Origin of the sequence: Pseudomonas gingeri, assembly GCF_013386115.1 — a bacterium.
In the GTDB taxonomy this organism is placed as follows: Bacteria; Pseudomonadota; Gammaproteobacteria; order Pseudomonadales; family Pseudomonadaceae; genus Aquipseudomonas; species Aquipseudomonas gingeri.
The window spans coordinates 410139-427178 of sequence record NZ_JACAOR010000002.1 but is presented as its reverse complement, the minus strand read 5'-3'; the positions used below and the strand labels follow the sequence as shown (position 1 = coordinate 427178).

General features: G+C 61.8%; 16 protein-coding genes. 7 read left to right on the top strand and 9 right to left on the bottom strand.

Features of this window, described 5'->3' with window-relative positions; translation table 11 throughout:
- The first annotated feature begins 5 nt into the window (after positions 1-5).
- Genes HX881_RS06650 through secB form a run of 3 tightly spaced genes read left to right on the top strand, consistent with a single transcriptional unit; the run spans position 6 to position 1199 of the window.
- Positions 6-419: a rhodanese-like domain-containing protein gene (locus HX881_RS06650; protein ID WP_017126981.1), complete on the top strand. Its 414-nt coding sequence runs from the start codon at positions 6-8 to the stop codon at positions 417-419.
- Position 420: 1 nt separating this feature from the next.
- A complete protein-coding gene (gene grxC, locus HX881_RS06645) occupies positions 421-675 on the top strand; it encodes a glutaredoxin 3 (protein ID WP_017126980.1) in 255 nt (84 codons plus the stop codon).
- 41 nt (positions 676-716) lie between these two features.
- The gene (gene secB / locus HX881_RS06640; RefSeq protein ID WP_017126979.1) at positions 717-1199 is read left to right on the top strand and encodes a protein-export chaperone SecB; all 483 of its coding nucleotides are present in this window, start codon (positions 717-719) and stop codon (positions 1197-1199) included.
- A 160-nt stretch (positions 1200-1359) separates the two neighbouring features.
- On the opposite strand, the gene HX881_RS06635 is transcribed toward secB, so the two are convergent.
- Positions 1360-1815, bottom strand: a complete 456-nt coding sequence (locus HX881_RS06635; protein WP_017126978.1) for a tRNA (cytidine(34)-2'-O)-methyltransferase — start codon at positions 1813-1815, stop codon at positions 1360-1362.
- On the opposite strand from HX881_RS06635, the gene HX881_RS06630 reads away from it, so the two are divergent.
- Positions 1814-2254 carry a hypothetical protein gene (locus tag HX881_RS06630; RefSeq protein ID WP_177083550.1) on the top strand — a complete coding sequence of 147 codons (441 nt, stop codon included), beginning with the start codon at positions 1814-1816 and terminating at the stop codon, positions 2252-2254. The genes HX881_RS06635 and HX881_RS06630 overlap by 2 nt on opposite strands.
- Positions 2255-3004: 750 nt before the next feature.
- Here the strand turns inward: HX881_RS06630 and ntrC are convergent.
- The 7 genes from ntrC to glnA form a co-directional block, all read right to left on the bottom strand.
- A complete protein-coding gene (ntrC, locus tag HX881_RS06625) occupies positions 3005-4441 on the bottom strand; it encodes a nitrogen regulation protein NR(I) (RefSeq protein ID WP_017126976.1) in 1437 nt (478 codons plus the stop codon).
- Positions 4438-5523 (bottom strand): nitrogen regulation protein NR(II), encoded by a 1086-nt coding sequence (gene glnL, locus HX881_RS06620; RefSeq protein ID WP_017126975.1) that lies wholly within the window; start codon positions 5521-5523, stop codon positions 4438-4440. The genes ntrC and glnL overlap by 4 nt, the downstream gene beginning before the upstream one ends.
- Positions 5524-5774: 251 nt before the next feature.
- Positions 5775-6419, bottom strand: a complete 645-nt coding sequence (locus HX881_RS06615; RefSeq protein ID WP_177083548.1) for a DUF4124 domain-containing protein — start codon at positions 6417-6419, stop codon at positions 5775-5777.
- Between the two features lie 7 nt (positions 6420-6426).
- The gene (locus HX881_RS06610) at positions 6427-6954 is read right to left on the bottom strand and encodes a DUF4124 domain-containing protein (RefSeq protein ID WP_177083546.1); all 528 of its coding nucleotides are present in this window, start codon (positions 6952-6954) and stop codon (positions 6427-6429) included.
- Positions 6955-7037: 83 nt separating this feature from the next.
- Entirely contained in the window at positions 7038-7604 is a 567-nt protein-coding gene (locus HX881_RS06605) for a chorismate mutase (RefSeq protein WP_177083544.1), read from the bottom strand.
- Positions 7605-7746: 142 nt separating this feature from the next.
- Positions 7747-8163, bottom strand: coding sequence for a cupin domain-containing protein (locus tag HX881_RS06600; protein WP_177083542.1), 417 nt, complete (start codon positions 8161-8163; stop codon positions 7747-7749).
- Between the two features lie 246 nt (positions 8164-8409).
- Positions 8410-9816 carry a type I glutamate--ammonia ligase gene (gene glnA, locus HX881_RS06595; RefSeq protein ID WP_017126970.1) on the bottom strand — a complete coding sequence of 469 codons (1407 nt, stop codon included), beginning with the start codon at positions 9814-9816 and terminating at the stop codon, positions 8410-8412.
- A 331-nt stretch (positions 9817-10147) separates the two neighbouring features.
- On the opposite strand from glnA, the gene thiI reads away from it, so the two are divergent.
- Complete coding sequence (thiI, locus tag HX881_RS06590; protein WP_103032930.1) at positions 10148-11602, top strand: tRNA uracil 4-sulfurtransferase ThiI; 1455 nt, start codon at positions 10148-10150, stop codon at positions 11600-11602.
- A gap of 139 nt (positions 11603-11741) precedes the next feature.
- Complete coding sequence (gene typA, locus HX881_RS06585) at positions 11742-13562, top strand: translational GTPase TypA (protein ID WP_017126969.1); 1821 nt, start codon at positions 11742-11744, stop codon at positions 13560-13562.
- Between the two features lie 254 nt (positions 13563-13816).
- Here the strand turns inward: typA and HX881_RS06580 are convergent, their stop codons facing one another.
- Positions 13817-14251 carry a YkgJ family cysteine cluster protein gene (locus HX881_RS06580; protein WP_017126968.1) on the bottom strand — a complete coding sequence of 145 codons (435 nt, stop codon included), beginning with the start codon at positions 14249-14251 and terminating at the stop codon, positions 13817-13819.
- Between the two features lie 265 nt (positions 14252-14516).
- On the opposite strand from HX881_RS06580, the gene HX881_RS06575 reads away from it, so the two are divergent.
- Entirely contained in the window at positions 14517-16967 is a 2451-nt protein-coding gene (locus tag HX881_RS06575) for a glycogen/starch/alpha-glucan phosphorylase (protein WP_042935647.1), read from the top strand.
- Positions 16968-17040 lie beyond the last annotated feature (73 nt).

Sequence of the window (17040 nt, the reverse complement as noted above, 5' to 3'; positions counted from 1 at the left end):
TCCTGATGGTTGCTCACCTGATTGAATTTGCCTCTAGCCACTATTTGTTAGCCGGTGCCTTCGTGCTGCTGCTGGCATTGCTGATCGCTCATGAAATGAGCCGTGGGGGCGCGAGCCTCAGCACGGGCCAGCTGACCGCGCTGGTCAACAAAGACCAGGGCGTGGTCATCGACCTGCGTCCGAGCAAGGATTTTGCTGCCGGTCACATCGTCGGCGCGCTGAACATTCCCCAGGACAAGCTGATGGCTCGTGTCGGCGAACTGGAAAAACACAAGGCCAAGACCCTGATTCTGGTCGACGCCCAGGGCCAGCACTCCGGGACCCACGCCCGCGAACTGCTCAAGTCCGGCTTCACCGCGGCCAAGCTGTCCGGTGGTATTTCCAGCTGGAAAGCCGACAATCTGCCATTGGTGAAGTGATATGACCCAGGTTGTCGTCTACTCCAGCGATTATTGCCCGTACTGCTCGCGCGCCAAGCACCTGCTGGCGAGCAAGCAGATTGCCTTCGAAGAGATCAAGGTCGATGGCAAGCCGCAAGTGCGTGCTGAAATGGCTCACAAGGCCGGGCGTACGTCCGTGCCGCAGATCTGGATCGGCAGCAAGCACATCGGTGGTTGCGACGACCTGTTCGCTCTCGAGCGCGCCGGTAAACTGGACGCACTGCTCAACGTCTGACTCTGAAACCCTAAAGACCTGAAGATCAAGAAGGATCTGCGATGACTGACCAACAGAACACAGCTGCCGGCGACGAAGAAAGCCAACCGCAATTCTCCCTGCAGCGCATCTATGTGCGTGACCTGTCCTTCGAAGCTCCGAAAAGCCCGGCGATCTTCCGCCAGCAGTGGGAGCCAAGCGTCGGCCTGGACCTCAACACCCGCCAGAAAGCCCTGGAAGGCGACTTCCACGAAGTGGTGCTGACCCTGTCGGTTACCGTCAAGAACGGTGAAGAAGTTGCGTTTATCGCCGAAGTTCAACAGGCAGGCATCTTCCTGATCAAGAACCTCGACGCGGCTTCCATGAGCCACACCCTGGGCGCGTTCTGCCCGAACATCCTGTTCCCGTACGCCCGCGAGACCCTGGACAGCCTGGTGACCCGTGGTTCGTTCCCGGCGCTGATGCTGGCTCCGGTGAACTTCGATGCCCTGTACGCGCAAGAGCTGCAGCGCCTGCAGGAAGAAGGTTCGCAGACCGTTCAGTAATGCTGAACCTGTAGGAGCTGGCTTGCCAGCGAAGGGGCCCTCAAGAACGCCAAGAGCTTCGCGGGCAAGCCCGGCTCCCACGAGGCATCCAGGCTCTGATGGAGTGTGCAAACGCTCCAGGCTCCTGTAAAAAAAGCGCCGTCACCGGCGCTTTTTTTATTCAGGCGAAACCCAGCTGGCGCCAGCCCTCGTAGACTGCCACCGCTACCGTATTCGACAGGTTCAAGCTCCGGCAGCCTTCGCGCATCGGCAGGCGCAGGCGTTGCTCGCCGGGCAGCGCGTCCAGCACCTCGGCCGGCAGTCCACGGCTTTCCGGGCCGAAGAGAAAGGCATCGCCCTCGGCGAACCGGGCATCGTGGAACAAGCGCGAGCCCTTTGTGGTGAAGGCGAACAACCGTGGATGGCCCAGGCTTTCCAGGCAACTGGCGAGGTCCGGGTGGGTCTTGAGCGTGGCGTACTCGTGATAGTCGAGACCGGCCCGGCGCAGGCGCTTGTCGTCCAGTTCAAAGCCGATGGGTTCGATCAAATGCAGGTGGCAGCCGCTGTTGGCGCACAGCCTGATAACGTTGCCGGTATTCGGCGGAATTTCTGGTTGAAAAAGGATGACGTGAAACATGCACGGCTCCGAAGATGAAGATGGGCAGCATTCTACCCCCGAAGAGGACCCGCGACCGAAGCTATTGCCGCGGGTGCTGGGATCCCTGGCGATTGTCGGCCTGATGGTGGGCTTGATGATCGGTCGCCTGACCGCGCCCGAGCCCTTGCTGTTGCAGCAGGTCGAGGCGGCGCCGGATACGCTGGTGCTGTGGTTCAGTGCCGAGCCGAAGATCCATGGCGAGCAGGTCGATGGCACCGTGGCGCTGTTGATCGATGCCGAGGGCAAGGCGCAGAACGGTCGCCTGACGGTGGCCGGCAGGGACGCCAACTGGCGGGTGCGCCTGAGTGACAAGGGGTTGTTGGTGACGCTGCTGGCCGCGCGTCCCCTGCAGGGCGAGTGGGCCGGTGCGGAGGTCGATGGGCGCTGGAGATTGGTGGTCAATCTCCGTGAGGAATAAAAGAGGGAATCTCCGGCCTGCCTGTACCAAAGCTCCCAAAACGGTATCGGACTCGTCGCTCCGAGCGGTGTGAGTCGCGGCTGTAAAGAAGGGGATTCCCGGCCTGCCTGTACCAAGGTCCCCAAAACGGTTTGGGATTCGTCGCTGTGAGCGGTATGAATCCCGGCTGTTAAAGAGGGAATCCCCGGCCTGCCTGTACCAAGGTTCCCGAAACGGTTTGGGACTCGTCGCTGTGAGCGGTATGAGTCCCGGGTGTAAAGAAGGGGATTCCCGGCCTGCCTGTACCAAGGTCCCCAAAACGGTTTGGAACTCGTCGCTGTGAGCGGTATGAGTTCCGGGTGTAAAGAAGGGGATTCCCCGGCCTGCCTGTACCAAGGTCCCCAAAACTGGGTTGTACCAGGGGTATTGCAGGGGGCGTGCCAGCTTTTGCAAAGCGCCAATGCCTGGCCCAATAATTTCCAGGATCCAGCTGAAAGCCCCGGAGTACGGGTGGTTCCCGGTGGGACAGGCAAAAGCGGGTGACGCTGGCGCCACCCGGATTCCTGCCCGATAGCGGTTCAATGTGCATTGTCGTGGTGCATGCCTCTCCCTTGCAGGAGCCGGCTTGCTGGCGATGAGGCCAGTAAGTCCTGCATCGACCTTGCCGACGTCATCGCCAGCAAGCCGGCTCCTACAGGGCACGTATCTGTCTGCCGGGCAATAAAAAACCCCCTGCAACGGGGCTGCAGGGGGTTTGGCTTGAGGCGGGGGTCAGCCCTCGTCGCTTTCGTCGTCGTCCGCGCCATCGACCTTCATGCCCAGCTCCTTGATCTTGCGGGTCAAGGTGTTGCGGCCCCAGCCCAGCAGCACGGCGGCGTCGCGACGGCGACCGGCGGTGTGCTTGAGGGCGGTCTCGATCATGATCCGCTCGAAGCTCGGCACGGCGCTGTCCAGCAGGCTCGATTGGCCACGGGCGAGGGCCTGGTCCGCCCACTGGCGCAGGGCCTGCTCCCAGTTGGTTACCGGGGCCGAGTCCTGCGGCAGGTTCAACAGCTCCGGCGGCAGGTCGCTGATATGCACTTCGCGACCGGAGGCCATGACCGTGATCCAGCGGCAGGTGTTTTCCAACTGGCGCACGTTGCCGGGCCACGGCAGGTTCTTCAGGTATTCCTCGGTTTCCGACTTCAGCAGCTTCGGCTCGACCGACAGTTCCTGTGCCGCACGGGCGAGGAAGTGCTTGGCCAGGGTCGGGATGTCTTCGCGACGGTCCGACATCCGCGGGATATGGATGCGGATCACGTTCAGGCGATGGAACAGGTCTTCGCGGAATTTGCCGGCGTGGACCAGGGTTTCCAGGTTCTGGTGGGTCGCCGCAATGATCCGCACATCGACCTTGACCGGCGTATGGCCGCCGACCCGGTAGAACTCGCCATCGGCCAGCACCCGCAGCAGGCGGGTCTGGGTGTCGGCCGGCATATCGCCGATTTCGTCGAGGAACAGGGTTCCGCCGTCGGCCTGTTCGAAGCGTCCACGGCGCAGGTTGGCCGCGCCGGTGAAGGCGCCTTTCTCATGGCCGAACAGCTCCGACTCCATCAGGTCCTTGGGGATCGCCGCCATGTTCAGCGCGATGAACGGCGAAGCCGCGCGTGGGCTGTGGCGGTGCAGGGCGTGGGCCACCAGTTCCTTGCCGGTACCGGACTCGCCGTTGATCAGCACGGTGATATTGGAGTGGCTCAGGCGCCCGATGGCGCGAAACACTTCCTGCATCGCCGGCGCTTCGCCGATGATTTCCGGGGTTCGGGTCAGCGTCGGCGGCACGTCCAGGCCTTGCTGTTCCTGGGCGTGCTGGTTAGCGCGCTTGACCAGCGATACCGCTTCGTCGACGTCGAACGGCTTGGGCAGGTACTCGAAGGCACCGCCCTGGTACGACGCCACGGCGCTGTCGAGGTCGGAATGGGCGGTCATGATGATCACCGGCAGGCGCGGGTGCTGCTCGCGAATCCGCGCCAGCAGGTCCAGGCCACTGGCGCCGGGCATGCGGATATCGGAAATGATCACGTCCGGCTGCTGACGGGCCAGGCGGCTCATCACGCCGTCGGCACTGTCGAAGCTCTGGGTGGTCATGCCTTCCTGTTGCAGGGCTTTTTCCAGGACCCAGCGGATAGAACGGTCGTCATCGACGATCCACACGGTTTCACTACGGCTCATGTCGATGCGGCTCCTTGTTCCAGGGGCAGGAAGATCGAGAAGGTGGTATGGCCAGGATGGCTCTCACACTCGATCAGGCCCTGGTGCTGGCTGATGATGTTCTGGGTAATGGCCAGGCCCAGTCCGGTACCGTCCGGACGACCACTGACCATTGGATAGAAGATGGTTTCCTGAAGTTCGGCAGGAATGCCCGGACCGTTGTCGATGATCTCGATCTTGGTCACCAGGCGGTGGCGGACGTGGCCGATGGTGAACTGGCGGATGGCCCGGGTGCGCAGGCTGATGCGGCCCAGGCGCAACTCATTCTGGCTGCTGATGGCCTGCATGGCGTTGCGCACGATATTGAGCACGGCCTGGATCATCTGTTCACGGTCGATCAAAACGTCGGGGATGCTCGGGTCGTAGTCGCGCACCAGGGTGATGCAGCCCTGGCTTTCCGCTTCCACCAGGCTGCTGACCCGCTCCAGGACTTCATGGACGTTGGTCATGGACAGCGATGGCAACTTGTTCGAGCCGAGCATGCGGTCCACCAGGTTTCGCAGGCGGTCGGCTTCCTCGATGATGACGTTGGTGTAGTCCTTGAGGCTTTCTTCCGGCAGTTCGCGGGCCAGCAACTGGGCGGCGCCGCGAATCCCGCCGAGGGGGTTCTTGATCTCGTGGGCCAGGCCGCGCACCAGCATCTTGGTGGTTTCCTGCTTGGACAGCTGGGCCTCTTCCTTGGTGATGCGCAGCAGGCGATCACGGGGATGGACTTCCAGCAGCAGCATGGTTTCACCCTGGCTGAGAATCGGTGTCACGGCATAGTCGACGGTCAGGGTCTGGCCGGTCAGCGCCGTCAGCATGGCTTCGCGCTTGGTGAACGGGTGTGCCTGCTCGACGGCCTGGCGCAGGGAGTTCAGGGCCTCGGTCGATTCGGTGAACAGCTCGCTGATGAACTGACCATGGCTGCGCTGGCCGCTGATGGCGAGCAACATTTCGGCCGCCGGATTCATGTACTCAAGGCGCAGTTCGGCATTGAGCAGGATGGTCGCGGTGGTCAGGTTGTCGAGTAGCAGTCTGTGCAGGGCGTCGCTGATGGTCATGGGGACCTCTTTTGGAGCATGGCAAACGGGGCCGGTCCCGATTTGCGCGCGCGAACAAGGCGCCGATACGGGGAAAATGCAAAAACCAAACCAAGGCTCCGAAAAGAAGCGCGAATTGCCTGAAATGGGCGTTTCAGGCTCGATTGAGTGGCGTTCTGCCAGTTCCGGCGGGTACTTTCGAACCAAAATGGGCTTCGGTTCGGGTAGGTGTGCAGTTTAGTGCACCAGCATGGTGCTTTTGTGTCGCGAGGCTACAGAAACGGCAGGAAGCTGCTTTTTTCTTCCTTGGGCTTGTCCGCCAGCGGCCATTCCGGCCGCTGGCCGTAGTCGGCGAGCTGGCAGGGTTGAGCCTGGCGCTTCTGGCTGAGGGACATGCGCACCATATGGAACGGCTGGTTGGCGGTGCGCTCGGCGATGCGCCCCTGTTCGTCGAGGATTTCCACGGCGAGCTGGTGGCTGCCGCGATCGATGTTGTTCAGTGCGAACACCGGGCTGGGGCCGGGAGCGCCGGTGGGCTGGCCGTCCAGCAGCAGGCGGTAGCCATGACCGGGTTGCAGGCCCGGTTCGCTAGTGACGCTGACGATCAGGTCGCCCTCGGTGCTGCGGACCGTGGCATCCGGATCGGGCACCAGGATGCGCACCATCTGGTAGTGGAAGATCGGTTTCGGCTTGGCCTTGGCCTTGGCCGTGCTGCTGGCGGGCGTCGGCGTCGGGCTGCCGGGGTTGGCCGACATGCGGTTGCTCGGCGCCAGCGGCACTCGCTGGGCACCCTTGCGGGGCTGGTCGGTGAAGACCCGGTTACCCTGGCTGTCGATATAGGTGTAGACCTCGGCCAGCGCCGGCAGGGCCAGCAGTGGCAGGGCCAGGCATAGCGCCCGTGGGAACAATCGAATCATGAACAGCTCAAGGTTTATGCACTCGTTGGACGGTGAACGGCACGGTAGGGCTTTGCTGCACCACCTGCTCGCCGGCGAGGGCTTGCACGCTGAGGGTGTGATCGCCACGGTCGACGTTCACCAGTTGCAGGCGCGGGACATTGCCGGGCTGGCCATAGGGATTGCCGTCGAGTACCAGTCGCAGCAGATGCTGGCGCTGTAGCCGTGGCTCCATCTTCACGCCGACGGTAAAGGTCCCGTTGTTGGCGCGCAGGGCTTCCTGGGTGGGAATGTCGGTCAGTTCGAACACGCTGTAGGGCGCGATATCTGCCGGGGCTTTCGTCGGCTGCGCGGTTGCCGGCTGGACAGCGGCCGGTTGGCTCGGCTTCTGTATCTCGACGCTGTTGAGCGGCGGCAGCTCCACGGCCTGGGCGGCGGTGCCATCGGGCGGCTGGTTGCTATAGGCGGTATTGCCGTTGGCATCGGTGTATTTGTAGATCTGCGCCGATACGGGCAGCGCCAAGGCCAGCAGCAGGTAGAGCAGAGGTCGACCCATGGAGACTCCCGGTGATGGTCCTGGCCGGGGCGCGTCGTTCAACGGCGTCCCGCTGTCAGCATAGAGCACAATCCCGGGGCTTTTCACTGTGGCTTCAGGCACAGCTCGCCCGTGGCGCGAATCAGCGCCAGGTCGTGGACGGTGTCCGAGGCCAGGGCGTCGCGGGTCTGGCTCAGCCAGGCCGGGCATTGCGGGTCCTGCCGGTAAGGGGCGAAGGCCGCATAGTGTTGCAACAGCCGGCTCTGCAACTGATCCAGCGCCGGGCGGATCTGCGTGACGAGGTCGGGCCTGGGGATGACCGGGGCCTTGCCGGCCGCTCGCCATTCGGCCAGCAGCGCGTACTGCACCAGCTTGTTGGCTTCGATCTGCGCCGCGACGAACTCGCCGATGTCTTCGGCCTGGAGCTTGTAGGTTGCCGCCTGCTGCCGGGCATTGGCGATCACCTGCTGTTCGCGCGGGGTATCCTGGATCGGCTTGCCGCTGTCCCATTTGGTCAGGGCCACCTGGTCGGCGATGCTCAGGCGCTCGCTGATGGCCTGCAGCAGGGGCGCCAGGGCATCGGGAGCTTTCGCGGGGGCAGGGGCGGCAAGGACGTTGGCACTCAGAAGGCTGGCAAGCAGCAGGCTCACAATACGGTTGTTCGGCAGCATGGCGGGCTTCGACTTTTTCGGTGGCGGATGCAGGCCCAGAGTTAACGTCACAAGGCCCTGCGAGCGCCAGCGCATTTTCATGAAAAAGCGTATTCCCACGGCTGTCGTATCCAGCCGTGGGGCACGCGCCATCCATGTCGGGTCAGTCCGGCCCGGTCGCCTCCGACAGCGCCATGCCTTCGCTGCCGGCATAGAACACCATCAGGTCCACCGGGACGGCCCCGGTCCTGGCGCGATGCTCGACATTGACCACGGCGGCGATCGTATCGCCGGATTTCAGCAGGGTCTGCTTGTTGCCTTGCCGCGTCTCGACCAGTACTTCACCGGAGATGATGTAGGCGGCGCTGGGGATGGGGTGGATATGCCAGTTCAGTTCGGTATCGGCGGGGATGTTGATCCTCAGCAGGGTCAGTTCCGGCGGGCCGGCGGGATAGGCTTCATAGGGGGTGCCGTCCCAGCCGCTGCTGGCGCGCAGCAGGACTTCGGCGGTCGGGGTGGCGGGTGTCTTCGGTTCGCTGCTGTCGAGCTGTTCGGCAATGGGGCTTGAAGGAAACGTCATGGGTTAACTCTCCGTGTCGGGTTGCATTCGCCGTCCGTGCGTGGCGGTTTCCGTAGGATTTGGATCCAATCCCGGAGAGGATAGTCAACGCTGGTCTGAACGCCTTGGCTAGTGCCTAAACATTGCAAGAAATCTCGAATCGCCCCGTCGTCGGCCCCGAAAAACCTCGCCCATGAAAAATGCCCCGTACCTTTCGATACGGGGCATTTTCTGAAAGCAGCGCCTGCTCGCGCAGGCGCAACCGGATCAGCAGCTGTAGTACAGCTCGTATTCCAGTGGGTGTACGAAGGTACGGACCTTGATTTCTTCTTCGCTTTTCAGCTCGATGTAGGCATCGATGAAGTCGTCGCTGAAAACGCCGCCCTTGGTCAGGAACGCACGACCTTTGTCCAGCTCTTCCAGGGCTTCTTTCAGGCTGCCGCAAACTTGTGGGATCTCTTTGGCCTCTTCAGGCGGCAGGTCGTACAGGTTCTTGTCGGCAGCATCGCCAGGGTGGATCTTGTTCTGGATACCGTCCAGGCCGGCCATCATCAGTGCGGCGAAGGCCAGGTAAGGGTTGGCAGCCGGATCCGGGAAGCGGGCTTCGATACGACGGGCTTTTGGGCTGTTGACGTAAGGAATACGGATCGAGGCGGAACGGTTGCGAGCCGAGTAGGCCAGCATTACCGGAGCTTCGAAACCTGGGACCAGACGCTTGTAGGAGTTGGTCGACGGGTTGGTGAAGCCGTTCAGGGCCTTACCGTGCTTGATGATACCGCCGATGAAGTACAGGGCGGTGTCGGACAGGCCGGCATAACCTTCGCCGGCGAAGGTGTTCTTGCCATCCTTGGAGATGGACATGTGAACGTGCATACCCGAGCCGTTGTCGCCGTACAGCGGTTTTGGCATGAAGGTAGCGGTACGGCCGTAGGCATCAGCCACGTTGTGTACGCAGTACTTCAGGGTCTGGACTTCGTCAGCCTTGGCAACCAGGGTGTTGAACTTCACGCCGATTTCGTTCTGGCCGGCAGTCGCCACTTCGTGGTGGTGAACTTCGACGGTCTGGCCCATCTCTTCCAGCGCGTTGCACATGGAAGTACGGATTTCGTGGTCGTGGTCGAACGGAGGAACCGGGAAGTAGCCGCCCTTGATACCTGGACGGTGGCCCTTGTTGCCGCCTTCCACGTCCTGGTCGGACATCCACGAACCTTGTTCGGAGAAGATCTTGAACATGGAGCCGGAGATGTCGGACTTGAACTTGACCGAATCGAAGATGAAGAACTCGGGCTCTGGACCGAAGAAAGCGGTGTCGCCGATACCGGTGGACTTCAGGTATTCCTCGGCGCGACGGGCGATTGCACGTGGGTCGCGGTCGTAGCCTTGCATGGTCGACGGCTCGATCACGTCGCAGACCAGGATCAGGGTCGGCTCTTCGGTGAACGGGTCGAGCACGGCAGTGCTGTCGTCCGGCATCAGGATCATGTCGGAAGCTTCGATGCCTTTCCAGCCGGAGATGGAGGAACCGTCGAACATCTTGCCGATTTCGAAGAATTCGTCGTCCAGCGCATCGCGAGCCGGCATGGTCACGTGGTGCTGAGTACCTTTGGTGTCCGTGAAGCGCAGATCAATCCACTTAACGTCATGATCTTTGATGAGTTGAACCGACTTCGACATGGTGTCCTCCGGGTGGCTTCGGGCTGGGTAGTGGAGTTAGCCCTGAAATAGTGGTGATGCCGGCGCGAATACTCGGCCAAGGCAACCTGCCTCACAAGGGAGCAAATTGCATGCCAGTGCCCCGTGATGGGTTTTTTGCCCCAATCTCAAGCGTTCCAGCCAGCATAGGAGAATTTCGGTGCATGGAATGCACCTTTATGGTGCTGAAAAATGCATTGGCGGTCTTTTTTGGTGCGATAAAACCGTCTGTACAATAACTGGTTAAACCTTGAGCAATTTCCGCTATAATCCGCGCCCCCCTTTTTCGGCCGGCCCTTCGCGCGCTGTTTTCATGAAACTAATCGTAAAAGTCTTCCCCGAAATCACCATTAAGAGCCGCCCTGTCCGGATGCGTTTCATCCGCCAGCTGGCCAAGAACATCCGCGCCGTGCTCCGTGACCTGGACCCGGCCGTGGTGGTGAATGGCGTGTGGGACAATCTCGAGCTGCAAACCGCGCTGACCGACCCGAAGGCCCTGCACGAGCTGACCGCGCGCTTGTGCAATACGCCGGGGATCGCCCATTTGCTGCAGGTCGACGAGTACCCGCTGGGCGACTTCGACGACATCACCGCCAAGTGCCGCCAGCACTACGGCGACGTGTTGCCGGGCAAGGTCTTTTCCGTGCGCTGCAAGCGCGCCGGCAAGCACGTCTTTACCTCTATGGAGGTGGAGAAATACGTCGGCAGCCAGCTGCGCCGCCAGTGCAACGCCGCCGGGATTTCCCTGAAAGAGCCGGAAATCGAAGTGCGGATGGAAATTCGCGACCAACGGTTGTTTGTCATCCACAGCCAGCACGACGGCCTCGGCGGTTACCCGCTGGGTTCGGTCGAGCAGACCCTGGTGCTGATGTCCGGTGGCTTCGACTCCACCGTTGCCGCCTACCAGATGATGCGTCGCGGCCTGATCAGCCATTTCTGCTTCTTCAACCTGGGCGGGCGGGCCCACGAACTGGGGGTGATGGAAGTCGCCCATTACCTGTGGAAGAAGTACGGCAGCTCGCATCGGGTGCTGTTCATCAGCGTGCCGTTCGAGGAAGTTCTGGGAGAAATTCTCGGAAAAGTCGATAACAGTCATATGGGCGTAGTATTGAAGCGTATGATGTTGCGCGCGGCCGAAGTCATGGCCGATCGGTTGCACATCGATGCGCTGGTCACCGGCGAGGCGATTTCCCAGGTTTCCAGCCAGACGCTGCCGAACCTGTCGGTGATCGACTGCGTGACCGAGAAGCTGGTGATCCGCCCGCTGATCGCCAGCCACAAGCAGGACATCATCGACCTGGCGACCCGGATCGGCACGGCCGACTTCGCCAAGCACATGCCCGAATACTGCGGGGTGATTTCGGTCAACCCCAAGACCCACGCCAAGCGCGGTCGCGTGGAACACGAAGAGAAAGAGTTCGACATGGCGATCCTCGAGCGTGCGCTCGAGCGAGCCAAACTGGTGCCGATCGATCGGGTGATCGACGAATTGGGCCAGGACTTGCAGATCGAAGAAGTCAGCGAAGCGCTGGCGGGTCATATCGTGATCGACATCCGGCATCCGGATGCCGTGGACGATGAGCCGCTGGAACTCGCTGGCATCGAGGTACAAGCGATGCCGTTTTATGCACTGAACGCTCGTTTCAAGGAACTGGACCCTACTCGCCAGTACCTGCTGTATTGCGACAAAGGCGTGATGAGTCGCCTGCATGCCCACCATTTGCTCAGTGAGGGGCATGCCAATGTGCGCGTTTATCGACCGAGCTAAGTGCCCGGGGCTGTTTGCCTGTGGCCTGCGTCACCGGCCCCCCGACGCCGCCGTCAAGCTGTAACGGCCACGCCGGACACTACTGTCAATCGCTGCCAAGACTTGTCAGCACACCGAATCCTCTGATCGAGATACACAAGTGATCGAAAATCTACGCAACATCGCCATCATTGCTCACGTTGACCATGGCAAGACCACCCTGGTAGACAAACTCCTGCGTCAATCCGGCACCCTGGAGCGCAACGAGCTCAACGACGAGCGCGTGATGGACTCCAACGACCAGGAAAAAGAGCGCGGTATTACCATCCTGGCGAAAAACACCGCCATCAACTGGAACGGCTACCACATCAACATCGTGGACACCCCGGGCCACGCCGACTTCGGCGGCGAAGTAGAACGCGTGATGTCGATGGTCGACTCCGTTCTGCTGCTGGTTGACGCTCAGGACGGCCCTATGCCGCAAACCCGTTTCGTGACCAAGAAGGCTTTCGAAGCCGGCCTGCGTCCGATCGTGGTAATCAACAAGGTCGACCGTCCGGGCGCACGTCCGGACTGGGTTCTGGACCAGATCTTCGATCTGTTCGACAACCTGGGCGCCACCGAAGAACAGCTGGACTTCCAGGTCGTCTACGCCTCGGCCCTGAACGGCATTGCCGGTCTGGACCACACCGAAATGGCGGAAGACATGACCCCGCTGTACCAGGCGGTCGTCGATCACGTTCCGGCGCCGAAAGTCGACCGTGACGGTCCGTTCCAGATGCAGATTTCCGCACTGGACTACAACAGCTTCCTGGGTGTGATCGGCGTTGGCCGTATCGCTCGTGGTCGCGTCAAGCCGAACACCCCGGTCGTGGCCATCGACGCCGACGGCAAGCGCCGCAACGGTCGTATCCTGAAGCTGATGGGTCACCACGGCCTGCACCGCGTCGACGTTGAAGAAGCTTCTGCCGGCGACATCGTCTGCATCAGCGGCTTCGACCAGCTGTTCATCTCCGACACTCTGTGCGACCCACTGAACGTCGAAGCGATGAAGCCGCTGACCGTTGACGAACCGACCGTATCCATGACCTTCCAGGTCAACGATTCGCCGTTCTGCGGTAAAGAAGGCAAGTTCGTGACTTCCCGCAACATCAAGGAACGTCTGGACAAAGAGCTGCTGTACAACGTGGCACTGCGCGTTGAAGAAGGCGACTCGGCCGACAAGTTCAAGGTTTCCGGCCGTGGTGAGCTGCACCTCTCGGTTCTGATCGAAACCATGCGTCGCGAAGGCTTCGAAATGGGCGTTGGCCGTCCGGAAGTGATCATCCGCATGGTAGACGGCGTGAAGCACGAACCGTACGAGAACGTCACCATCGACCTGCCGGAAGAGTCGCAGGGCGCAATCATGGAGCAGATGGGTCTGCGCAAGGGCGACCTGACCAACATGGTTCCGGATGGCAAGGGCCGTGTGCGCCTTGAGTACAACATCCCTGCCCGTGGCCTGATCGGCTTCCGTAACGAGTTCCTGACCCTGACTTCCGGTGCTGGCATCCTGACTTCGATCTTCGATCGTTACGACGTGATGAAGTCCGGCGACATGTCCGGCCGTCAGAACGGCGTACTGGTTTCGGTCGAAACCGGCAAGGCGCTGACCTACTCGCTGGAAACCCTGCAGGCGCGCGGCAAGCTGTTCGTCGAACACGGCCAGGAAATCTACAACGGTCAGATCGTTGGTCTGAACAGCCGTGACAACGACCTGGGCGTCAACCCTACCAAGGGCAAGAAGCTCGACAACATGCGTGCTTCGGGTAAAGACGAAACCATCGCCCTGGTTCCACCTGTTCGCTTCACCCTGGAACAGGCTCTGGAATTCATCCAGGACGACGAGCTGTGCGAAGTCACTCCAAAGTCCATCCGTCTTCGCAAGAAGATCCTGGACGAAAGCGAGCGTACCCGCGCTGCCAAGAAAGCCAAGGCTTGATCATCTAGCCCCGGCTGAATGAAAAACGCCCCCGACCGCAAGGTCGGGGGCGTTTTTGTTTGTCTGGCCGAAATGCTGATGCAACCCCTGGCTCAAGACTGCCGCAAAACCTGTAGGAGCCGGCTTGCTGGCGATGAGGCCAGTGAGCTTTGCATCGCCTGATCGGCCGTCATCGCCAGCAAGCCGGCTCCCACAAAGAGGCGCCCCGCAGTCTGGCGCCCTCTGTGGGAGCGGGCTTGCCCGCGAATGGCCGGTCAGAACCGTTCCAGCGTCCTGATCGGTGCCTGGGGCGCGGCGGGTTTTGGCTTGTAGGCGCAATACCCCGGGCGTGGCCCGATTTTTGGATGGTTACGGCAGGTGTCCGGACGTTTTTCGTAGATGGTGCACAGCCGTGACTTGCGATCCAGGTACAGGCAATCGTTGTTGCTCATGCGCTGCAGGGTGAAGATCTCGCTCTTCTGGTTGTAGCGCTCGACGATCCCTTCCTTCTGCAGGCGCTTGGCGATGTTCTTCGGCGGGTCGCCGCGCTCGAACTCGTCGACGATGCCGATGCGGATCAGGTCCTTGATCTTCACCTCGACGGGCAGGGTGCAGCAGCTGGACATGCAGCCTCCGCACATATGGCTGGAGTATTTCTGCCAGGTTTCGAGGCGGTCGAGTTCCGCGGCGGCGATCAGGGTGGGTTTCATCCGGCTGTTGTCCAGGGTGTATCAGGGCGCGCGATGATACCGGGGCTGGTGGATTTGTGAACAACCTTTTGACGGTTTTTCCCACAACCGCACGTTTGAAGGGAGTTTGCCGCATGGTTGCATCTTTTTGGAGCATTCCGGATTTATCGGGCCTTTCCCGCGATGCTCGGAAAAAAGCCCGAACCAGAGCCATCGCTCTGTGTCGAACCGACTAGGCTCAGACAACTCGCCTTTTAAATCGTCCATCTCGCTAGAGGTCGCATCGATGTCTCAGGAACCGCTTGTCCGTGACGCTGAGGTGGCTGCCTTTCGTGCCGCCGTCCTTGCCAAACTCACCTACGCGGTGGGTAAAGATCCCGACCACGCGTTCGATCACGACTGGTTCGAGGCGATTGCCCTGGCCGCCCGCGACCATATGGTCGAACACTGGATGGATCACACGCGACAGATCTATCGCAAGGGCCAGAAGCGCGTCTATTACCTCTCCCTGGAGTTCCTGATCGGCCGGCTGCTGTACGACAGCCTGAGCAACCTCGGACTGCTGGATATCGCCCGCGAGGCGCTGGTGGACCTCGGCGTGGACCTGGAGCGCATCCGCCTGCTGGAGCCCGACGCGGCCCTGGGCAACGGTGGCCTGGGACGCCTGGCGGCGTGTTTCATGGAGAGCATGTCGACCCTGGGCATCGCCGGCCATGGTTATGGCATTCGCTACGAGCACGGCCTGTTCCGCCAGGCCATCGTCGACGGCTGGCAGCAGGAGCAGACCGAGAACTGGCTGGACTTCGGCAACCCCTGGGAGTTCGAGCGCGCCGAAGTGATCTACCCGGTGGGCTTCGGCGGCAGCGTCGAAACCGTGCAGGACGAGACCGGCCTGAGCCGGCAGGTCTGGTGGCCGGCGGAAACCGTGCGGGCGGTGGCCTACGATACGCCAGTGGTCGGCTGGCGCGGCGCCAGCGTCAACACCCTGCGGCTGTGGCGGGCACGGGCAACGGAAGAGCTGCACCTGGAGCGCTTCAATGCCGGTGACCACCTGGGAGCGGTGGCCGAAGTGGCCAGGGCCGAAAGTATCTCCCGCGTGCTCTACCCGGCGGACAGCACTGAGGCCGGCCAGGAACTGCGGCTGCGCCAGGAATACTTCTTTGTCTCCGCGTCCCTGCAGGACCTGTTGCGCCGGCACAAGAACATGCATGACTCGGTGCTCAGCCTCGGCGAGCACGCGGCGATCCAGCTCAACGACACCCACCCGTCGATTGCCGTCGCCGAGCTGATGCGGCAACTGGTCGACCTGCACGGCGTGACCTGGGATGCGGCCTGGCAGGTCACGGTCGAGACGCTGTCCTACACCAACCACACCCTGCTGCCCGAGGCCCTGGAAACCTGGCCGGTGGGACTGATGGAACGCATGCTGCCGCGGCATATGCAGATCATCTACCTGATCAACGCCCAGCATATCGACGCGCTGCGGTCCAAGGGCATCCACGATTTCGACGTGCTGCGCGCGGTATCGCTGATCGAGGAAGACAACGGACGTCGGGTACGCATGGGCAACCTGGCGTTCCTCGGCTCCCACAGCGTCAACGGCGTGTCCGGCCTGCACACGCAACTGATGCGCAGCACGGTGTTCTCCGAGCTGCACAAGCTCTACCCGGAGCGGATCAACAACAAGACCAACGGCATCACCTTCCGCCGCTGGCTGTACCAGGCCAACCCGAAACTCACCGAGATGATGGTCGATGCCCTTGGCCCGGAACTGCTCGACAATCCCGAGGAGCTGTTGCTGGGACTGGAGCCGTTCGCCGAGAAGGCGGGCTTTCGCAAGCAGTTCGCCGAGCAGCGCCTGCACAGCAAGCGGGCCCTGGCGGCGCTGATCCAGGATCGCCTGGGGATCGCGATCAACCCGGCGGCGATGTTCGATGTGCAGGTCAAGCGGATCCACGAGTACAAGCGCCAGTTGCTCAACCTGCTGCATACCGTGGCCCTGTACCAGGCGATCCGTGCCGAGCCGGAAACCGACTGGGTGCCGCGGGTGAAGATCTTCGCCGGCAAGGCCGCCGCCAGTTATCACCAGGCCAAGCTGATCATCAAGCTGACCAACGATATCGCCCGCACCGTCAACAACGACCCGACCGTGCGCGGCCTGCTCAAGGTGGTGTTCCTGCCCAACTACAACGTCAGCCTGGCGGAAAGCATCATCCCGGCGGCCGACCTGTCGGAGCAGATCTCCACCGCCGGCTTCGAGGCCTCGGGTACCAGCAACATGAAGTTCGGCCTCAATGGCGCGCTGACCATCGGCACCCTGGACGGGGCCAACGTGGAGATGTGCGAGCGGGTGGGCCAGGAGCATATGTTCATCTTCGGTCTCAGCGCCCAGCAGGTGGAGTCGCGCAAGCGCAACGGCGAGTTCAGCGCGGCGCCGGATGTGGCCGCCTCCCATCGGCTCAACGATGTGCTGCAGGCCATTCGTGGCGGGGTGTTCTCCCCGGACGATCCGGCCCGTTATGTCGGTCTGATCGATTCGCTGATCGACTACGACCGCTTCCTGGTCTGCGCCGACTTCGATGCCTACTGGGCCGCCCAGGCCCGGGTCGAGGCGCACTGGCATGACAGCAAGGAATGGTGGCGTTCTGCCGTACTTAACAGCGCGCGCATGGGCTGGTTTTCTTCGGACCGGACCATCCGCGAATACGCCACCGATATCTGGAAAGCGCTGGAGTAATCTTTTGCAATAAGTTGTGAGGCCGACCCCACTCCCGTGGGGCCGGATCGATATACTACGCGGCAGATCGGCC